11 protein-coding genes and 5 pseudogenes are annotated in these 14866 nt (G+C 67.4%); 8 read left to right on the plus strand and 8 right to left on the minus strand.

The window, feature by feature from the left end; all coding sequences use genetic code 11:
- Positions 1 to 902, minus strand: a 902-nt coding sequence (locus H5411_RS38305; RefSeq protein ID WP_183126629.1) for an IS256 family transposase, incomplete at its 3' end; no start/stop codon positions are given.
- Positions 903 to 1031: 129 nt separating this feature from the next.
- Here H5411_RS38305 and H5411_RS38310 point away from each other — a divergent pair.
- Positions 1032 to 1694: pseudogene (locus H5411_RS38310) on the plus strand (transposase); the annotation flags it as partial.
- Here the strand turns inward: H5411_RS38310 and H5411_RS48660 are convergent.
- Both H5411_RS48660 and H5411_RS47180 read right to left on the minus strand, forming a co-directional pair.
- Positions 1664 to 2050 carry an integrase core domain-containing protein gene (locus H5411_RS48660; protein ID WP_220818056.1) on the minus strand — a complete coding sequence of 129 codons (387 nt, stop codon included), beginning with the start codon at positions 2048 to 2050 and terminating at the stop codon, positions 1664 to 1666. The pseudogene H5411_RS38310 and the gene H5411_RS48660 sit on opposite strands and share 31 nt — an antisense overlap.
- Positions 2051 to 2140: 90 nt before the next feature.
- The gene (locus tag H5411_RS47180) at positions 2141 to 2671 is read right to left on the minus strand and encodes a helix-turn-helix domain-containing protein (RefSeq protein WP_199542774.1); all 531 of its coding nucleotides are present in this window, start codon (positions 2669 to 2671) and stop codon (positions 2141 to 2143) included.
- 56 nt (positions 2672 to 2727) lie between these two features.
- Here H5411_RS47180 and H5411_RS38320 point away from each other — a divergent pair.
- Both H5411_RS38320 and H5411_RS48060 read left to right on the plus strand, forming a co-directional pair.
- Positions 2728 to 3408 (plus strand): annotated as a pseudogene (locus H5411_RS38320) (TraM recognition domain-containing protein); the annotation flags it as partial.
- 235 nt (positions 3409 to 3643) lie between these two features.
- Positions 3644 to 3823: pseudogene (locus H5411_RS48060) on the plus strand (replication-relaxation family protein); the annotation flags it as partial.
- Positions 3824 to 3865: 42 nt separating this feature from the next.
- Here the strand turns inward: H5411_RS48060 and H5411_RS49895 are convergent.
- Positions 3866 to 5385, minus strand: a pseudogene (locus tag H5411_RS49895) (helicase HerA domain-containing protein); the annotation flags it as partial.
- 151 nt (positions 5386 to 5536) lie between these two features.
- Positions 5537 to 6334: a GP88 family protein gene (locus H5411_RS38335; protein WP_158559813.1), complete on the minus strand. Its 798-nt coding sequence runs from the start codon at positions 6332 to 6334 to the stop codon at positions 5537 to 5539.
- Here H5411_RS38335 and H5411_RS38340 point away from each other — a divergent pair.
- Together H5411_RS38340 and H5411_RS38345 are read left to right on the plus strand one after the other, a co-directional pair.
- On the plus strand, positions 6284 to 6430 hold the full coding sequence (locus H5411_RS38340) for a site-specific integrase (RefSeq protein WP_110341400.1): 147 nt from the start codon (positions 6284 to 6286) through the stop codon (positions 6428 to 6430). The genes H5411_RS38335 and H5411_RS38340 overlap by 51 nt on opposite strands.
- A 993-nt stretch (positions 6431 to 7423) precedes the next feature.
- Complete coding sequence (locus H5411_RS38345) at positions 7424 to 7729, plus strand: MarR family transcriptional regulator (RefSeq protein WP_110341397.1); 306 nt, start codon at positions 7424 to 7426, stop codon at positions 7727 to 7729.
- A gap of 208 nt (positions 7730 to 7937) precedes the next feature.
- On the opposite strand, the gene H5411_RS38350 is transcribed toward H5411_RS38345, so the two are convergent.
- Both H5411_RS38350 and H5411_RS38355 read right to left on the minus strand, forming a co-directional pair.
- On the minus strand, positions 7938 to 10277 hold the full coding sequence (locus tag H5411_RS38350) for an MMPL family transporter (protein ID WP_110341395.1): 2340 nt from the start codon (positions 10275 to 10277) through the stop codon (positions 7938 to 7940).
- A 48-nt stretch (positions 10278 to 10325) separates the two neighbouring features.
- Positions 10326 to 10928, minus strand: a complete 603-nt coding sequence (locus tag H5411_RS38355) for a TetR/AcrR family transcriptional regulator (RefSeq protein WP_199542772.1) — start codon at positions 10926 to 10928, stop codon at positions 10326 to 10328.
- Positions 10929 to 11340: 412 nt separating this feature from the next.
- On the opposite strand from H5411_RS38355, the pseudogene H5411_RS49440 reads away from it, so the two are divergent.
- The 3 genes and pseudogenes from H5411_RS49440 to H5411_RS38370 form a co-directional block, all read left to right on the plus strand.
- Positions 11341 to 11487, plus strand: a pseudogene (locus H5411_RS49440) (TetR/AcrR family transcriptional regulator); the annotation flags it as partial.
- An 85-nt stretch (positions 11488 to 11572) separates the two neighbouring features.
- Positions 11573 to 12067, plus strand: a complete 495-nt coding sequence (locus H5411_RS38365; RefSeq protein WP_233520116.1) for a MarR family winged helix-turn-helix transcriptional regulator — start codon at positions 11573 to 11575, stop codon at positions 12065 to 12067.
- Complete coding sequence (locus tag H5411_RS38370; RefSeq protein WP_110341391.1) at positions 12064 to 13752, plus strand: MDR family MFS transporter; 1689 nt, start codon at positions 12064 to 12066, stop codon at positions 13750 to 13752. Before H5411_RS38365 ends, H5411_RS38370 begins: the two co-directional genes overlap by 4 nt.
- Before the next feature lie 85 nt (positions 13753 to 13837).
- On the opposite strand, the gene H5411_RS38375 is transcribed toward H5411_RS38370, so the two are convergent.
- Entirely contained in the window at positions 13838 to 14809 is a 972-nt protein-coding gene (locus H5411_RS38375; RefSeq protein WP_233520115.1) for an AraC family transcriptional regulator, read from the minus strand.
- Between the last annotated feature and the right edge of the window lie 57 nt (positions 14810 to 14866).

Raw genomic sequence — 14866 nt, forward strand, 5'->3', positions numbered from 1 at the left:
GCCTGCTCCGATGGCGCCGTGTAGATCGGCTTCAGACCTCGCACGATCGCATCCCGGTGTTGGCGTCCGGCATAGCGGAACGAGTTACGGATCAGGTGGATCACGCATTGCTGCACGATGGTGTGTTCCCAGGTCGTGGTGATCGCTTCGGGTAGGCCCTTGAGCCCGTCGCAGACCGCGATCAGCACATCGGTCACGCCGCGGTTCTTGAGCTCGGAGAAGACCTGCAGCCAGAACCGTGCCCCTTCACCACCATCGTCGCCGGCCCAGATACCGAGGATGTCTCGTTCACCGCTGGTGGTCACCCCGACGACGACATAGAACGGCTTGTTCACGACCTGGCCGCCACGAACCTTGATCACCAGGGCGTCGACGAAGATCACCGGATAGATCGAATCGAGCGGCCGTGACGACCACTCGGCCATCTGGTCGACGACCTTGTCGGTGATCTTGGAGATCGTCTCCTTGGAGACCTTGGCCCCATAGACCTCGTCGAAGTGCGCGGCGACCTCGCCGGTGGTGAGCCCGCGGGCGGTCAACGACAGCACGATCTCGTCGATACCGTCCAACCGCCGCTGCCGCTTACGCACGATCTTCGGGTCGAAAGACGCGTCAGTGTCGCGGGGCACGTCGATCTCGACCGGGCCGATCTCGGTCAGCACCGTCTTCGACCTGGTCCCGTTGCGGGAGTTCCCGCTGTTGCGACCCATCGGGTCATGGCGTTCATAGCCGAGATGGTCATCCATCTCGGCCTCTAACGCCGTCTCCAGCACGTTCTTCGTCAGCCGGTTCAACAGCCCGTCCGGGCAGACCAGATCGACGCCCTGTTCCTTGGCCTGCGCCAACAGCTGCTCAGCCAACTGCCGCTGATCGATGCTCTCTCCGCTCACAGGATCGAGCATCTCTTCCGAGCCAACCCCACGATCGCTCGGATCAGTCATGGTCATTGGTCATGTCCTCTCGGTCAGACCAAGACCAGATCCACCGTTACCCGGACAGTCCCCAGATCAGACCCGATTCGTGGCCCAAGTCAGGTCCCCGGTGTGCTGGAGCGCTATCAGCGGCGCACGGTGCGATTGATCGAGCAACTACGCGGCGTCGTCAGAGAGCTTGCGGGCCGCGCGTCGGCTCGGTTGCTACCCGTGATGGGAATCGCTGCGGGCAAGGACACTGCGGTGCGTGCGTTGTTGGGTATCGCCTTGCCCGAGCGGACGGTGCCGCGGGTGCTGGGGATCGATGACTTCGCTCTGCGTCGCGGCCGCCAGTACGCCACGGTGTTGATCGACGCCGACAGCGGCGTCCGCATCGACGTGCTGCCCGGCCGTGGCGCGAGCGTGGTCGCCGACTGGCTACGTGGCCATCCCGGCGTCGAGATCGTGTGCCGCGACGGGTCGAACACCTACGCCCAAGCCGTCCGCGATGCCGACCCGGCCGTGCAGCAGGTCGCGGACCGGTGGCATCTGTGGCACGGCCTGGCTGAAGCAGCGGCCAAAGAGGTGGCGGCCCACTCTGCCTGCTGGGCCGGGGCAACCGGCGTCCAGGACGGGCCGCTGGCTCGCACCAACATCGAGCGCTGGCATCAGGTGCATGACCTACTCAAGCAAGGTCACGGACTGTTGGAGTGCACCCGGCGGCTGAATCTGTCTCTGAACACTGTCAAGCGCTATGCCTGTGCGACTGCGGTAGACCGGCTTCGCCCGGGCGCTTCGGCTTGGGTCTTCTGTCGGAGTCTTCCATAGGGTGTCTGTCCGTTGAGGCTGCCGTGGGGGCGGTCGTAGTTGTAGTAGTCCTGCCATTCTTTGAGGCGGGCGTTGAAGACGTTGACGTCGTCGATGACGATGCCGTCGAGCAGGCGGTAGAACTCGTCGGCGTCGATCCGGTGAGACCGCTCCACTTTGCCGTTCAGTCGTGGCGTGCGGGGCTTGATGTAGACGTGCCCGATGCCCTTGTCGAGCACGTGCCAGTGGAACTGGGTGCCGAACTCGGTGCCGAACTCGGTGCCGTTGTCCGTCTGGATCTTCTCTACAGCGAACGGCAGCTGGGACAGCACGTAGTCCAGGAACTGGATCGCGGTCTTCTGGTTGAGCGTGGGGTAGATCTTCAGGATCCGCAGCCGGGTGCAGTCGTCGATCGCGGTGAACTAGTAGAACTTGCCGCGCCGCCCGACCGGCTTGAGCGAGACGCCGGTCTTGCTGACCTTGGGCAGGGGTTCGACGAACTTGACGTCGATCTGCACCTGATGTCCCGGGCGTTGCTTCTCGTAGCGCTTCCATCGGCGATCGTGGCGCTGATATCGCTGCGATGTGGGCAGCCGGCCCATGCCCAAGTGGCACAGGATTCGCCACACGGTCGAGCGGCTGATGGTGACGTCGTGGTAACGCTGCAGGTACATCGCGATCTTCTCCGGCCCGAAGTGGTAGTTGCGCCGCAGGTGGATGATCTTGTCCACCACGTCGGCGCGGGTGGCGTTCGGGCTGGTCCGCGGCCGCTTCGACCGATCTCGTAGCCCGTCGACGCCGTCGGCCTCGTACCGGCGCAGCCACTTGTAGTACGTCGGCAGGCTGATGCCGTAGTAGCGGCACGTCATCGCGACGTTGCCGGACACTTCCTCCGCATGACGAAGGACCGCGAGGCGCCGACGCACCTCGCGGTCCAACACGGGCTCACTCACCCGGATCCCTATGATCAACAAGCCCAGGTGTCAACCATCTCCCGCAGTTTAGACCGACACGCCCGTTCGTGGTCAAAGCCATCGCCGTCGGTCCATCCACAGTGGATCTGTCTGCAGCGCTGGATGGTGGGTTGTGCCTCGTGCGCATCCCCAAGGGCAGCTTGGGTGAAGACACCACTCGGCTGTTGGGCTCGCTGATCGTGGCGCGCGTGTGGCAGGCCACCACCGCGCGGGCCGCGTTGGCGCAGCGGCAGCGCAGGGACGCCTCGTTGTATGTGGATGAGGCGCACAACTTCCTCAATCTGCCCTACGCCATGGAAGACATGTTGGCCGAGGCGCGGGGCTGCCGGCTGTCGATGACGCTGGCGCACCAGCACCTCGGGCAGCTCGGGAAAGACTTGAAGGAAGGGATCTCCACCAACGCGCGCAGCAAGATCCTCTTCAATGCCTCGCCCGAGGATGCCCGCGAGCTGGCGCGGCACACCGCGCCCCGAATCGGCGAACACGATCTGGCGCACCTCGGTGTGTTCCATGCGGCAGTCCGCCTCGTGGTGGGCGGCGAGGAAACCCAGCCGTTCACCGTGACCACCGAACCGTTGCCCCCTGCGATCCGCGGTCGAGCCCGGCTCGTGCGCAAGACCGCTGCGCGCCATACCCGGCCGTTGTCCGCCTCGGCCGAGGGCCGCGACGCGTCCGGGCCGGACGACACCGGGACCGATCCCCGCCGCGCCACCTGATTCCCGCTACCCCAGCGGAGCGGGCCGCACCGACCAGATGGGTACAGCCCGCCCCGCTGCTCTCGTTTTCCTGCACACGGTCCGCAAAGGAGATTGCGTGTTCGACCCCACGTCTGCCCAGAGGGACTTGCGTGCCCGGGTGCCCGCCCGTACGAGCGCGCGGGTCGCGGCCACGGCCGATCACCTGGCCACCGTTGCCGCGCACCTCACCGCGCGGGATCGGTGGCTGGCGCGGATGCTCGCCGAACACCGCACGCTGACCTCCACCCAGATCACCCAAATCGCCTTCCCGAGCCGGCGCGCAGCCAACCAGCGGCTGCACAAACTGCACCAGTGGCGGGTGCTCGACCGGTTCCAGCCCTACATCGGGCGCGGCCGGGCACCGATGTTCTACGTCCTAGACACCGCTGGCGCTCACCTGCTGGCGCACGAGGACGGCCTTGATCCCCGCGACCTGGGGTCCCGCCCGCAACGCCAAACAGCCGGCGCGCAGGATGTCCTCGGTGCGCGGCCCCACGCTGAGGAGAACACCCGGGAGAACACGGACACGAGGTTATCGACCGCCGCTTCCTTCGACCCCTCCAAGGGATTCAGGCAGGGTGTCGGTCCGGGCGAGTCGGCGTCGAAGAGCACCACCTTCTCGGCGGCGTGCTCCGGCAGGCGCTGCAGCACATCGGTGATCAGGTCGCCCTTGGGGTCGATGACCACCCCACCCCGGCCGTGCTCGGCATCGGCCAGGATCATCCGCGTCAGCATGGTGGATTTCCCGCTGCCGGTGGCGCCGAGCACGTGCACGTGGTGCCGGGCGTCGGAGACCTGGAGCCCGACCGGGCGGGTGTGCCCGGTATCGGAAACCCCGATGGGCCGGATCAGCTCACCCTCGGTGGGCGTATTCGGCGGGGTGGCACGGCCTTTGCTCTCGCTCGCGCGAGGCCGGGCAGAGCCTCGTCGGTGGGCAGGTGCGCCAGCGCGGCCAGCTCCGGCACCGACAGCAGGTCGCCGCGCCGCAACCGCCGCCGCGCCATGGCCGTCAGCGGGTTGCGCAGCCGGCGGCGCTGGTAGTGGTTGTGCTCGGTGTAGCCGGAAAACGCACTCGCGATCGCATGTGCCCGGCCCCGCAACTGGTCGCGCACCCGTGTGATCTGTTCGGGCGGCGTCTCGGCGGGCACGGTCGTGGCAACTGCGTACCGAATCACGGTCTCCCACTGCGAGCCGCGCTGCTTGCCGACGATGGCGCGGTTCTGCGCCTGGTACTCCAACGACGTTTGCGGGTCGAGCTTCGGCTCACCGGCGCGGCTCACCGCCGTCGGCGTGGGACCCGGCGTGATCGCGTCCAGGAGTCGGCCCACCGGCCGGGTGGAGCGCCCGGCGTGCAGGTGCCGCGCGGCGCGCCTGCTTGACCCGCCGACCAGTCACTGGTCGCGCGAGCACCTGCACACACGCCCCGTCATACACGCCCAGACCGACCGGAGCACCGAGCAGCGCCCGGATAGGGTCCACGTCGAAATCGCTGCGGATCGGCAGGGCTTCCGAGCGAGCCAGCCGCAGTACACCCCCGGTGACCAGTCGGCGCCGGCCACCGTCGGCCCTGGTGGGCAGCGGAGCCGCTGCCGGCTCGGTGGTGGTGTGCGATCCGGGCCAGGCCGCTTCGACGGCACGCTCGACCATGCCCGGCGGTACTGTGCCCGGCACCCACAGCCGGATCTGTACGCCGTCGTGGCCGAACACGTACTCCCATGCCAGATGGGGCTGCCCCTGCGCGAGCCGAGTCCACATGGGACGCAGAAGTCCGACGAGGTTCGACCATACTGCTGGCGCGCCCTCCGGGTCGACCGTGGGCGGGGCCAGGATCGTCACGATGCGAGCGTTGTCGTGCAGGGCGTCCTGGCAACGGTTGGACCACCAGCGTCGCAGCGCCCACAGCGCCGTAATGGTGATCAGCAGTGCGAGTGCGGCGATCGGACCCCAGGCCTGCATCCAAGACCAGGCCGTAGTGAGCAGCGCACGGATCGTGCCCCAGGGATCGGTGAGCAGCCCGCCGAGCGGGCTGTCCACGGGCGAACTGAGCGGAAACACAAGTAATAACCTCCCGATATGAGGAACTGAAGGCGGGACAGCGAGCCGCGAGCTAGGCGGCGTGCGTGTCGGTCCGGCGGCCGTCGCGGCGGCGCAATGACGGCGCGCTGGTGATCGAACGGACGCGGCCGGTGCCCCGGCGGGCCTCGCGCTCGGCGTCGACTTCGGCCTGCCACTGCGAGAACCGACGACCCTGCAAGCGCCGCAGGAAATGGGGAATGCGGTTTGATGGCACGCCCACCAAGCGAGGACCTAGCACCGCCAGCAGGTCGGACGCTTCTTGCGAGGACCATCCGGCTTCGGCGATGGCCTGCTCGTCCGCGAACACATCGGCCACCCGGTCCGTCGCGGCGTCGATCCGGCCGTCTTGCGTGCCGCCGTAGGAGTAGACCCATAAGAAGTTCTCGGGCGGGTCCGGCTCGACGAGTCGCCGGAAGCGGTGGATCTCCTTGGTATAGGCGTAAAAGGTCACGTCAGGAGCAGAGCGCATGATGCGCAGCCAGCTGCGGGTGTAGTCGTCGGAAAAGAAGTCGCCCGAGTCGTGCACCCGCACGAACCGGCCGCGGAACTTCGGTGCGGCCAGTTCGGCGAGCATCGCCTGCTCCCACCCGGCCGGATCGTCCAGCACGAATATCAGGTTCGCCTGGTGCTTGGCGCGCACAGTCGGCCACAAGTAGGTTCCGTGTCGGGCGTAGCAGACGTGGCGGCAGATTCCTGCTGACGGGCAGGTGTTGTAGGTGCGGCCGTCAGGCAACCGGCCAGCCCAGGCGGGCAACGTCGTCACAGCGCGGCCACCGCAATGCTGACCGCAGGCGCTTCGCTGGCCGAGATCGGCCAGGTGCTGCGTCATCGTGATCCGATCACGACCACGCTCTACACGAAGGTCGACGTGGCGGCCCTGCGTCCGGTCGCCCGTCACTGGCCTGCTTCGGACGGTACGGCATGAGCGCATTGCGTCCAGCCCTCGCCGACTATCTGGGTGTCCGCCGCGGACTCGGTTTCCGGCTAGATCGGGCGGAGAAGCTGCTCGGCCAGTTCGTCGCCCGCTTCGCGGCTCGTTTGACAGACCCGCTCCGAGGTAGTGGCGCTGGCCGGCCGCACGGCTCCCCCTTTTCCTCCTGAGTATTTCAGCGTACGGTGAACTCTACCGCTGGGTACAGGGTGATCGTGATGCTCGGTTCGGCCACCAGGGTGGAGGTGGGTGAAATTGAGGTACCGGGATCCGTACGGGCTGGCATGGCAACAGCTGGGCAACGCGCTGTGGGATGTGTTGGCAGTCGCGTGGTGGATGCTGGTGGCTGCCAGCGTCGCGTTCGGTGCATGCTGGTGCATGGGGCAGTTCATGTATATGGAGTGGGTTCGCGAACATCCTCCGCCCCGCCTCCGGTTCTTTGCCGAACGCAGGCTGCGTCAGGACATCGCCCGCGGGTTGGGCGATCTTGAGGACTACCTGCGCAAATGCGATCCAGTACACCTTGACGACCGGCCAGCTCGGGCCGGACGGTCCCGAACTTGGAGGGGGTGGTGCCGACCTTGAAACAGACTCCGATGGCCCGGACGCCTCCTGAGTCTACGGTTCGCAGTTCGATCTCTGACTGCAGCCCCAACACCGGCCGCTGGGGGCCGACGAGTTCGAACCTGTGCCCGGCGGGACGTCGGTGCCAACCACGGCTCGGTGGCGGCCAAACGGATCGGGGGCGGCTGGAGCGTCCGGGCTGTGAGGCGACATCGACGCCGGGCCGAGTCCTGTGAGGAACGTGTCAGTGGCCCGCAGGCTGCAGCGGCTGCGGGCAGCATCCCCGCAGGTCGTACCGGGTGGGCCTGGCTGGATGGGTGATGGTGAGCAGATGATGGCGAGCCGCTGGCAGGACGAGGGCGAGGGGCTGCTCCGGGTGGTGGAGCGCATCGCCCTGATCCTGAACGAGGCGGGGTCCCACGGATGTCGGCCAGGGTGTTCGCCTACATGCTCGCCGACGACGCCGAACGCTACACCTCCGCCGCGCTCGCGGAAGGGCTTCGGGTCAGTCCGGCCGCGATCTCGGGGGCGGTGCGCCATCTCACCGCGACGCGGATGGTGGTCAAGGAACGCCAACCCGGGAAGAGGGCGGAGCTCTACCGGGTCTGTGACGGCAACGTCTGGGGCATGGTCGTGGCCCCTGGATCCCGGTTCTCAAGCAGTGGCAGTCCACGCTGGAGAGCGCCACGGTCGAGCTCGGCGCTCCCGGCGGTGAAGGCCACCGATTAGCCGAGGCGACGACGTTCATCGCGTTCCTGCGCAACGAGCTGGAGGGAATGCTGGAGCGCTGGTCTGATCACCGGCTGGATCCTCGGTGACCGAGACACCGGCGGTGATGGTCGACCGCGTTCGGCCGTGCGGGCAGACGGGGTCGACGTGGTGGGGCTGCTGAACGTGCCCCCGGTGGTTCGGCTCCGGATGCTTCCGGGGGGCTCGTTCAGTCGCGGACCTCGATGTGGTGTCGGTCGGTGGCCTCGGCCTGCTGGTTGAGCATGGTCAGCAGCTTGTCGCCCTCGACGTCAAGGTCCGGCAGCAGGCGGTCGAGCCAGCGGGGCAGCCACCATGCTCGTTCGCCGAAGAGGGCCATGAGCGCCGGGACGAGGGTCAGCCGGACGACGAAAGCGTCGATGAGGATGCCAGCGGCGAGAGCGAAGCCGATCTGCTTGATCATGATGTCGTGGCTGAAGATGAAGCCGGAGAACACCGCGACCATGATGATGGCGGCCGCGACGACGACCCGGCTGGCCTGGTCGAACCCATGGACGACGCTGTGTCGGGCCGGCTGGCCGTGGATGTGTGCCTCGCGCATCGAGGAGACCAGGAAGACCTCGTAGTCCATGGCGAGTCCGTAGAGGATGCCGGTCACGATGATCGGCATGAAGCTCATGAGTGGGCCGCCGGTGTCGAACCCGAAGAGGCCGCTGAGCCAGCCCCACTGGAAGACGGCGGTGGTGGCACCGAAGGTGGCCAGGATGCTGAGCAGGAAGCCGGCTGTGGCCTTGATCGGGACGACCACGGAGCGGAAGACGAGCATCAGGATCAGGACGGAGAGGACGATGATGATGCCGAGGTAGAGCGGAAGGACATCGGCGAGTTTGTCGGACATGTCGATGCCGATGGCGGTGAACCCGGTCACGCCCAGCCGCACCTGGTTGCTCTGGGCGATCGCGTTGCTGGGCTCGCGCAGCGACTTCACAAGATCGCTGGTGGCCTCGTCGCTGGGGCCGGAGGTGGGGATGACGCTGAACACGGCCAGGTCGCCGGCCTCGTTGACGCCGACGGGTGCGGCCAGCACGATGTCGTCTCGGTGTTGGAACTCGTCGGCCAGTTTCGCGGTCAGCTCGGGTGTGACGCGGCCTGCGGTGCCGGTGGGCTCCGCGGTGACCAGGAGCGGGCCGTTGAATCCCTCACCGAAGCCTTGGGAGACCGCCTCGTAGCTCTGTCGGGCGGCGGTGTCCTGGTTCGCGGTCGCACCAGTTGGGATGCCCAGGTTCATGCTGGCCGCGGGGATCGCCATCACGCCCAGGATCGCGACCACGCCGCCGATGACGGGCCACCGGAACCTGATGACACCCTTGACCCAGTGGTCAGCGACGCTGTGGGACTCCGCGTCCGCCTTGGCGTAGCGTCGGGCTCGGGCCTTGTCCGAGCAGATCCGCTCCCCGACCAGCCCTAACAGCGCGGGCAGCAGGGTCAGGGCGATGAGCACGGCCAGGGCCACCGTGGACGCCGCGACCAGGGCCATCGTGGAGAGCATCGCGATGTCGATGACGGTCAGCGCGGTCAGCGCGATGAGGACGGTCAGGCCGGCGAAGAAGACCGCGCTGCCTGCGGTGCCGACAGCTCTGCCTGCTGCCTCCTGTGCGGTGAGTCCCTGATCGAGAATCAGCCGTCGCTGCCGGTTGACAACGAATAGGGCGTAGTCGATGCCGACGGCGAGGCCGACCATGAGACCGAGCACGGGCGTGGCGGAGTTCATCTCGACGGCCGTGGAGAGCGCGTACGCGCCGCCCACGCCGATGCCGATGCCGACCAGCGCGGTGATCAGGGGCAGGCCGGCCGCGATCAGCGAGCCCAGGGTGAGCACCAGCACCAGGGCGGCGACGGCGAGACCGATCACTTCGCCAACACCGACCGGGATCTCGATGGCCTTGAGCGAGTCGCTCGGGAGAACGGTGATCCCCGTACCCTGCTCGGCACGCTCCACCACCTCGACCACCGAGCTGACGTCCTCAGGTGTCAATGAGGTGGAGGCGACCGTAAACTGGAACTGGAACAGCGCGACCTGCCCGTCCGAGGACACGAGCACGCCGGGCACCGGTGCCCCGTCCACCAGCAGCGGCTGGTAGGGAGGCGCCTGCCCGTGGTCCGGCCCGGCTGGCGGAGTGCCCGGTGCCTTCTCCTCGGGCGTGCCTGGGGTGCCCTCCTCCGAGGTACCCGTGGCGAGGTCAAGGGGATTGACGACCTTGTCGAGGTCATAGACGTCGCTGACGGTGCCGCTGATCACCGCGAGTCGCTCCGCCGTGTCGAGGCGCTCACCGTCGGGCGCGGTGAAGACCACACTGGCCTGCCCTCCCGAGGCGGCGGGGAGCTCATCGGCTACGCGGTCGAGCACAGTCTGGGCCTCGGTGCCCTCGATCTTCATCTCCGAGCTGACGCTCACCCCGTTGATGGCGACCGCACCGACGACCACTGCGAGGGCGGCGAGCCAGCCCGCAATGAACAGCCACGGCCTGCCGAACGCCGTTCGTCCGAGCCGGTACAAGAAAGTGGACATGAGGGACTGGTGCTCCTTGAGGGCAAAGAGGGGCGGTGTCTAGAAGGTCTAGAAGCCGTGGCGCAGGTAGTCGAAAGTGATGTCGAGGAACGAGCTGTAGTCCATCGACGCGGGGCTGGGGTCGTACTCGCCGCCGAGGTCCACATCAAGGGTTCCCTCTAGAGCGGCCATCACGGCGCCGTACACGGCACCGAACAACAGCGGCACGTAGACGGTGGGGTACCGGTCCCCCGCCACCGAGCCCAAGAGTTCCTGCGCGGTATGGCGCATGCGTTGCTGAACGCCCAGCACGTGGGGCTCCAGGGTCGGGTACCGCCGCGCCATCGCCATCAGCTCGCGCATCCTCACCAACGCGTCCGTGGTGAACTGCGTCTTCATCACAGCCAACAGGACGTCGAGCAGCGGCAGGTCAGCGGGAAGGCCGGCCAGGATCGCGCTGGCGTCGTCGACACCACCGAACGCGACCGAAGCGACCGCCTCCTCCTTGCAGGAGAAGTGGTTGCCGAAGGTCCGCCGCGAGTACCCCGCCCGCTCCACCACGTCCGCGGTGACAAACCCCGACAAGCCGCGCTCACGGGTCAGCTCGAACGCCGCCTTGGCCAGCGCCTCTCTCGTCGCCTCGCGCTTGAGGTCCCGCAACCCACGATCCACGCCCTCAGTATGCCCACCTCTGCCCAATGAGCAAAATTGCCCAATGTGCACATCGATGCTGGCCTCGGCGCAGTTGCTCCCAGGCAGCCGTCCGGCGACGGCGGGCCGCTGGCGTGACGGCACGACGGGCTTCGCAGCGGACGGCGAGGTCGGAGGCCCCCTGAGAATCGGAGGTGCCACTCGTCGCGGCATCCGGCTCAAGCAAGCCGCTGAGGCGCGTGGGGTTGAGGTGCTCGTTTCCTGCGCCTGCAGGATCCGTGGACGAGGCGGGTTTGAGTGCCGTCCGGCCTGCTGGGTTTCCCGTGGTGGACGAGGTAGTCGCTTGAACGCCCTGCGGGTGACAGGCAGCCACCATCGTTGCCATTCGTGTGCGGAATGTGGCCCGACTTGGGCCACGAAACCGGTCTGATAGTTGGCACGGTCTTCGACCTGGTCGGCGCCGGGCACACACCAGCGCGCCGCGCTCGCGATATCGCAGATTCCGGGCCCCGCCCTGGCTCGCCACGCTGTCGGCCTCGACAATCTGACCTCGGCAAGCCAGGACGATCTGGTGGCCGTGCTTCTCCCGGCCTCGCCCCGGCTCTGGCCACGCGAGAATGGCGGGCTGGTGCGCTCGCTGTCCCTCCACCGGTTATGGTTGGTACATGCAACCGCTTGGGTCGAAGGCCGACCTGGTCTCGGTGGAGTCCATCGAGCAGGAGCTGACTTTGTTGGTGCGGCGCGCCCAGAAGGTGCATCTGCGCGGGGGCCCGACCGAGCAGGTCGTGGAGAGGGCCGCCTACGGCATCCTTGCGTGGCTCCATGACACCGGCCCACTGCGGCCCAGTGCGCTGGCAGCACACTTCCACCTGGACGCCTCGACGATCAGCCGGCAGGTCGCCTCCCTGGAGCAGGCCGGCCTGATCACGCGGGAAGCCGACACCGAGGACCGACGCGCCTTTCGACTGCGACTCACCGAGCGCGGCCGAGACGTCCTGACCACGACCCGGGCGGAACGACGCGGTGTCGTCCGGAAGCTGCTGCAGTCGTGGTCGCCCGAGGACCTGGCGAACTTCGCTTCCCTGCTCGCCGCGTTCAACGCCGGCCTCGACAAGCATCTGGCCTCGGACCCGAACAGCACAGAACGGAGCCAGCGATGAGCACGCCGTCTTCCCCCGAAGCCGGTGCCCCTGGGGCACCCGGCGAACAGGTGATGCCGGGGCTGACGCACCGGCAGATCCTCACCGTCCTGGTGGGGCTCATGATGGGGATGCTGGTCGCCGCCCTGTCCCAGACGATCGTGGCCACGGCGCTGCCCACCATCGTCGGTGAGCTCGGCGGCCAGGACCAGCTGGCCTGGGTCGTCTCGGCCACCTTGTTGACCTCGACCGCCTCCACACCGATCTGGGGCAAGCTGTCGGACCTGTACGGCCGCAAGATCATGTTCCAGTCCGCGATCGGGATCTTCCTGGTCTCCTCCCTGGCCTCGGGGTTCGCCCAGAACATGGGGCAACTCGTCGGATTCCGGGCCGTGATGGGAATCGGCGTTGGTGGGCTGATGGCACTGTCCCAGGCGATCATCGGCGACGTCGTCAGCCCCCGCGAACGCGGCCGCTACCAGGGCTACATCGGCTCGGTCTTCGGCCTGGCCACCGTCGCCGGGCCACTGCTCGGTGGCTTCCTGGTCGAGCACCTCTCGTGGCGGTGGACCTTCTGGGTCGGAATCCCCATCGGCATCGCGGCCCTGGCGGTGACCGAACGTGTGCTGAAGCTGCCGTTCCCGCGCCGCAGGCATGCCATCGACTGGTTGGGGGCCTTCTTCATCGTCGCCGGGATCAGCGCCCTGCTGTTGATGCTCTCGCTCGGCGGCAAGGAGTTCGCCTGGAACTCGGGCTGGACCTACGGGCTGACCGCGGTGGCGGTGCTCATGCTCGCGCTCACCGTCTGGCAGGAGCGCCGGGCGGTCGAACCGATCATGCCCCCGCGACTGTTCGCCAACCACACCTTCGTCATCACCAGCCTGGCCGGTTTCGCGGTCGGGGTCGCCATGTTCGGCGCCATCATCTTCCTCCCGCAGTACCTGCAGATCGTCAAAGGCGAGTCACCCACCGCATCCGGCCTGCTGACGCTTCCCCTGATGGTCGGCCTGCTGGCCACGTCCATCGCCTCCGGACGCATGATCACCCACACCGGCCGCTACAAGATCTACCCCGTCGTCGGCCTGTTGGTCGCCGTCCTGGGGCTGACGCTGATGAGCCGGATGTCGGTGGACACCTCGCTGTGGCTGGCCGGGGTGTTCATGTTCATCACCGGCGCAGGCATCGGCATGGTGATGCAGGTCCTCGTGCTGGCGACCCAGAACGCCGTGCCCCACGCCGACCTCGGCGTCGCGACCTCCGGAGCCACCTTCTTCCGCTCCCTCGGCGGCGCGATGGGAGTCGCAGTCTTCGGCGCACTGCTCACCCACCGCCTCCGCGACACCATCCCCGCGCAGCTCAAGGCGGCCGGGGTCACCGCCGACCAGATGCCCGCCGGGACTGCCACCCAGGGCAGCCCCGAACAGATCGCGGCGCTGCCCGAGCCCATCCATCTCGCAGTCACCACCGGGTTCGCCGAGGCGCTGCAAACCACCTTCCTCGCCGCCGTACCGTTCGCGCTGCTCGGGTTCGTCACCCTGCTCTTCCTACGCGAAACCCCGCTGCGACAGACCCACGGACACACCTCCGCCGAGGACCTCGCCACCGCATTCGAAACCTCGGTCGACCCCGACGCGCATCTCACCGACCACGAGAACCGGCCCGGATCGGGCGAAGTCTCCAGGAAGGTTGGTCAGCCGGGTGACTGATGGACGGCCTCCGAGGGTCTGTCAAACAAATTTCGGACGGCGCCCCAGCCGCGGTCCTGCCGAGAGGCTGCGCTGGGAGCCGTGCTCAAGGGTGCTGGTGGGCGCGTCGGAAGTGGCTCGGTGAGGAGCCGGTCCATGCTTTGAAGGCGTGCGAGAAGTTGGTGACGTCGCTGTAGCCGAGTTCGGCGGCGACCTCACTGACCGACGTGGATCGGTCGAGCAGCCGTATCCGGGCACGGTCGAGCAGGGACTTCTGGAGGAGTTCGCGGAAGCTGGTTCCCTCCGCGGCGAGGCGGCGTTTCAGGGTGCTCGAGGAGATCGAGAACTCATCCGCGACTGACTGGATCGTCTTCACCCCTGGCCTGTCGTCCAACAGCTCCCGCACTCTGCGGGTGAAGTCCTGGGGGCCAGCCCGACGTTCGAGCGCCTGCTGGAGGTCAGTTATGGCGACTTCGTAGGCGAGTGGGTCGGGGAAGCGGCAGGCCGTGTGCAGCGTCCGTGCAGGGATATGCAGGTAGGACAAGGGGGCGTCGAAGACGAGCCGACCCCCTGGCCATGCCTCTCGAGACAGGACGCTCGGCTCCGGCCAGCGACTATGCATGGTCACCTCCGACGTGTCGCCGACCAGCAGGTCGATCAACCGCATGAGGGCCAGGCCGCAGTAGGTGACGACTAGACAGTCCAGGTCGGGTTCTCCTGCGTTCCCGGACAGCCGAATCGTCAGGTCCTCCGGCTGGCGATCGAACTGGGTGGTGACGGCCTTGGTGATAACCGGAAGATAGGTCAGCAGCTGCACGACCTCGGCGACGGTTCCTGCGCTGACCAGCGGCACGCTCATCGGCCCGAAGGACGTGAGCTGGGCCTGTTCCGCGCAGGCGATCCCCAGCCGGGTCGCCTGCTCGGCGTCGAGTTCGGGATAGACCTCGCGAAACCACCGCAGCGGTGCTTGCGCTTGGGTCTGAATCAGAGTCAGCTCGCCGGTTCCCTCGCGCGCCATGATGGCGCGGAACTCCTCCACGGCGTTCTGATCGATCGCTGAACTGCTCAGCAGTTGCACGAACACAAGAGATGGGACGCCTGGCTCGTCTCTCCACATGGCGATCCTCACGTGATC

This window comes from Amycolatopsis echigonensis (assembly GCF_014174495.1).
GTDB lineage: Bacteria > Actinomycetota > Actinomycetes > Mycobacteriales > Pseudonocardiaceae > Amycolatopsis > Amycolatopsis echigonensis.